We start from the raw sequence: 2,321 nt of genomic DNA on the forward strand, positions 1-2,321 counted from the left end.
TCGCTAGGCGAATGTGTCATTGGGGAGTCGCCAAGCGGTAAGGCAACGGACTTTGACTCCGTCATGCGTAGGTTCGATCCCTACCTCCCCAGCCAGTTTTTACTCCTTGATTCTTGTACGAAAATCATGTACCTTTATATGTAGTGTGCGGAAGTAGCTCAGGGGTAGAGCATCGCCTTGCCAAGGCGAGGGCCGCGGGTTCGAATCCCGTCTTCCGCTCCAAAATTTTTTACGATGAGGCTCCCACAACGTACACGGAACGGGCTGTACAGCTTGGCACCATGCTTTGTGGGGTGTATTTGGGGCCTATAGCTCAGTTGGTTAGAGCGGCCGGCTCATAACCGGTTGGTCCCAGGTTCGAGTCCTGGTGGGCCCACCAGAATGAATCCGCGTGTGACACGTAACACCGGAGCATGGCGCAGCTTGGTAGCGCGCTTGGCTTGGGACCAAGAGGTCGCAGGTTCAAATCCTGCTGCTCCGACCATGTTGCGCGGGCGTAGTTCAGTGGTAGAACTCCAGCCTTCCAAGCTGGCCGCGTGGGTTCGATTCCCATCGCCCGCTCCAGTGGCAAGGTCTTCTTCGGAACATTGTTCTCCGAAGAAGGCCTTTTTTCATGCATCGAAGAAGACTCGACGATGGGAGAAACGGTTCAACCTTCTTTAACTAGCTGCGCTTCGACCATGCCGCATCCGAATGATCCGCCCAGATCACGCAAAAAAGTCAAAATCGATCGATGGTTTTTATAGACATGTTATGATAGAATTAAATAAAATTGATATTGAAGCGCCATTCAACCCGTCACTTGTTAGTCTGTTTTATTTTTAGTTTGACATAATAAAAAAGAGATTTATAATGAGTATTATGTAGTCTAAATGTGGAGGGCGGAACATGAAGTTAACTTTGGGACAGAAAATCAGAGAATTGCGCATTCGCAAAGGGCTGACGCAAAGCGAACTGAGCGAGGGCCTTGTCACCCCCAGCATGATCAGCCAAATTGAATCGGACAAAGCGAATCCTTCCCATCAGTTGCTGATGCAGATTGCCGAAAAGCTGGAGACGCCGATCGAATACTTCCTGACCGACGTGGAGTCCCAACTGGAGAAGGTAAGTGCCTATAAACTGGCCCATGCGGTGATGCAGCAAGGCCAGTATCGCGAGGCAATCCGCCTGCTCAGCGAGTTGGACGAGACTCCATCGACTCAAGTTTCGCCGATGGACATCAAGTTTGACCTGGCGTATTGCTATAAACAGGTGGGGGATCTGAAAAAAGCGTCCGAACTGTTTGAGGAATGTCTGGATGAAGCGATCGTCAGCAAGGATACCTTGCAAATGGTCCGCATCATGAATCAGTTGGCGGCAGTGGCTTACCAGCAAAAGAATCATCCGATCGCGATTCATTACTTGAAAAAGGCGTATGACCTGATCAAACGGGAAGAGGATGCGGATTTGTTCCTGCTGGGAGAGATCGCATACCAACTGGGGACGATTCACAGCGAAGTGGCGGAATGGGATCTGGCCCAGCGGTATTTTGAAGAGGCGTCCGCCATCCTCGAACAAAAACAGGACATTCGCACGATCGCGGACGTCTATCTGGAACTGGCAAAAACCTACCGCAGCACCGGCAACTACGAGCAGTCCCTGCATTATTCGCAAGCCGCATCGGCTCTCTATCAGGCGCTTGCCTCGATGGAAAGGATCGTCAATGCGCAGGCTCAGTTGGGTGTGGTGCTCGGTGAGACCGGATCGACCGATGAAGGGATTGCGATTCTGGAGCGTTGCATGCGTGTCTTAGAAAATTACGGATTGTCCGGTCAAACAGGAGCTGTCCAAGTATCGCTGGCGAGAGTGCTGTTCCAGGACAAGCAGTATGACAAGGCAATTTTCCACTGCCAGAAAGCGCTCGAGCTCAACTCGTCCGGCGAGTTGGAGAAAGCGGCGATTTACCGCATGCTCGCCACGATCGAATCGGAAAAAGAAAATTACGCCAAAGCGCTGGAATGGATCCGCCAAGCGGCTGATATTGTCGAACGGGCGGGCTCGGCGGCAGATAAGGTAAAAGTGTATTCGGTATACGGCGACATCTATAAAAAACAGGGACTATACCCGGAAGCGATGGGGTTGCTGGAGAAAATGAACCAAGCGATGGTCGAGGACCTGCACGACCGGAAAGTGATGGTGTAGATCAAGCGCCAAGGGAAGTCGGCTTCATTGAACGCCGCTGCCCTTTTTTGTAGTACGCCCAGCATGGGCGTCATCTCTAGGGTGAGAGTCCCGAACGGGGGCTGGCGAGCGCCTACCGTAGCCAAGGGCAAGGGTGTCCG

1 protein-coding gene and 5 tRNA genes are annotated in these 2,321 nt (G+C 52.2%); all 6 read left to right on the forward strand.

From position 1 onward, the window contains the following. Window positions 1-20: 20 nt before the first annotated feature. Window positions 21-95 (forward strand) — tRNA-Gln (locus C230_RS0100485). Window positions 96-147: 52 nt separating this feature from the next. Continuing rightward, window positions 148-222 (forward strand) — tRNA-Gly (locus C230_RS0100490). Between the two features lie 80 nt (window positions 223-302). Continuing rightward, window positions 303-379 (forward strand) — tRNA-Ile (locus C230_RS0100495). A gap of 28 nt (window positions 380-407) precedes the next feature. Further along, window positions 408-484 (forward strand) — tRNA-Pro (locus C230_RS0100500). A 6-nt stretch (window positions 485-490) separates the two neighbouring features. Next, a tRNA-Gly gene (locus C230_RS0100505) sits at window positions 491-564 on the forward strand. 324 nt (window positions 565-888) lie between these two features. After that, entirely contained in the window at window positions 889-2,181 is a 1,293-nt protein-coding gene (locus tag C230_RS0100510) for a tetratricopeptide repeat protein (RefSeq protein ID WP_018130140.1), read from the forward strand. Window positions 2,182-2,321 lie beyond the last annotated feature (140 nt).

Source organism: Effusibacillus pohliae DSM 22757, from assembly GCF_000376225.1.
Taxonomy (GTDB): domain Bacteria; phylum Bacillota; class Bacilli; order Tumebacillales; family Effusibacillaceae; genus Effusibacillus; species Effusibacillus pohliae.

Bases quoted from the DNA above. Each gene is read 5' to 3' on its own strand.
- C230_RS0100510 (WP_018130140.1), top strand. From the start codon at position 889: ATGAAGTTAACTTTGGGACAGAAAATCAGAGAATTGCGCATTCGCAAA.